Below are 1,480 nucleotides of genomic sequence, written 5' to 3' on the forward strand. Positions count from 1 at the left end.
CGAAGCGGTGGCCATCGTCACGCCCAACAAGGTGCATGTGCCAGCGGAAAAAGCTTTCCTCGAGGCCGGCATCCACGTCATCTGCGACAAGCCGCTGGCGACGACGCTGGCCGAAGCGAAAAAGCTCGCGGCGATAGTCGAGAAGACCGGCAAGGTGTTCGTGCTGACGCACAACTACACCGCCTATCCGATGGTGCGGCAAGCACGCGAAATGGTCGCCAAGGGCGTGCTCGGCGACATCCGCATCGTGCAGTCCGAATATCCGCAGGACTGGCTGACCGAGGATTTGGCGGCGACAGGCCAGAAGCAGGCGGCGTGGCGCTCCGACCCCAAGCAGGCAGGTGCCGGCGGTGCGCTGGGCGATATCGGCACGCATGCCTACAACCTCGCCCGCTTCGTCTCGGGGCTGGAACTGGACTCCCTGTCGGCCGATCTCGACGCCTTCGTGCCGGGACGGCTACTGGATGACAACGTCAACGTCATGCTGCGCTTCAAGCCTACCGGCAAGACGCACCCGGCCAAGGGCATGATCTGGGCAAGCCAGGTGGCGCCCGGCCATGAGAACGGGCTGAAGCTGCGCATCTATGGCTCGAAGGGTGGGCTGGAATGGGTGCAGGCCGACCCGAACTATCTCTGGTACACCCCATTCGGCCAGCCAAAGCAATTGATTACCCGCAATGGCGCCGGCGCGCTGCCGGTGGCGGGCCGTGTCAGCCGCGTGCCGTCAGGCCATCCGGAAGGCTACCTCGAAGGCTTCGCCAACATCTACCAGGAGGCCGCACGCGCCATCCGGGCGGCACGCCGCAAGGGCGGCAAGCCGGCAAAGGATGTCGTCTTCCCGACCATACAGGACGGCGTCGAGGGCATGGCCTTCATCGAGGCTTGCGTGAAGTCGTCGAAGAAGAACGGGGCGTGGACGAAGCTCTAGTCCAAGGGGCGCTGAGATTCAGGTGAGGCCGGCCTGCAAACGGCCGTTTCCTGCGCTTCCGGTGCTCACGTACCCAAAAGTACGCTCCGCTCCGGTTCTCGGAACCAGCCGTTTTCGGCTTGGCCTGACCTGAATCTCAACACCCCGGCGATCCGAGGAATCTAAGGGGAGGGGGCGTCGATGAAAATCGGCATGTGCATGTTCTTGTGGACGACGGCGGTGTCGAAGAAACACGAGCCGCTGCTGCGCGACATCAAGGCGACCGGTTTCGATGGCGTCGAGATACCGATCTTCGCCGGCACGCCGGACGATTATAGAAAGCTCGGCGATCTGCTCGACCGCATCGGGCTGGAGCGGACTGCGGTTTCGGCCATGGGCGATCCGGCGATGAATTTGATCGCGGCCGACGCGGCAACCCGCAAGGCCGGTGTCGACTACATGAAATGGGCGATCGACTGCGCGCAGGCGCTTGGCGCCAGCACGCTGAGCGGCCCTCTGCATTCGACGCTCGGGTCCTTTTCCGGCTCTGGGCCGACGGCCGCGGAGAAGAAG

2 protein-coding genes are annotated in these 1,480 nt (G+C 64.2%); both read left to right on the forward strand.

Annotated elements, in window-relative coordinates:
* The coding region (locus ENZ74_RS31550; protein WP_164761390.1) for a Gfo/Idh/MocA family oxidoreductase at positions 1–928 on the forward strand (928 nt) is incomplete at its 5' end.
* Positions 929–1,108: 180 nt separating this feature from the next.
* On the forward strand, positions 1,109–1,480 hold a 372-nt coding region (locus ENZ74_RS31555), incomplete at its 3' end, for a sugar phosphate isomerase/epimerase (RefSeq protein ID WP_164761391.1).

The organism is Mesorhizobium sp. M7A.F.Ca.CA.002.15.2.1, from assembly GCF_003998715.1.
Lineage (GTDB): Bacteria > Pseudomonadota > Alphaproteobacteria > Rhizobiales > Rhizobiaceae > Mesorhizobium > Mesorhizobium ciceri.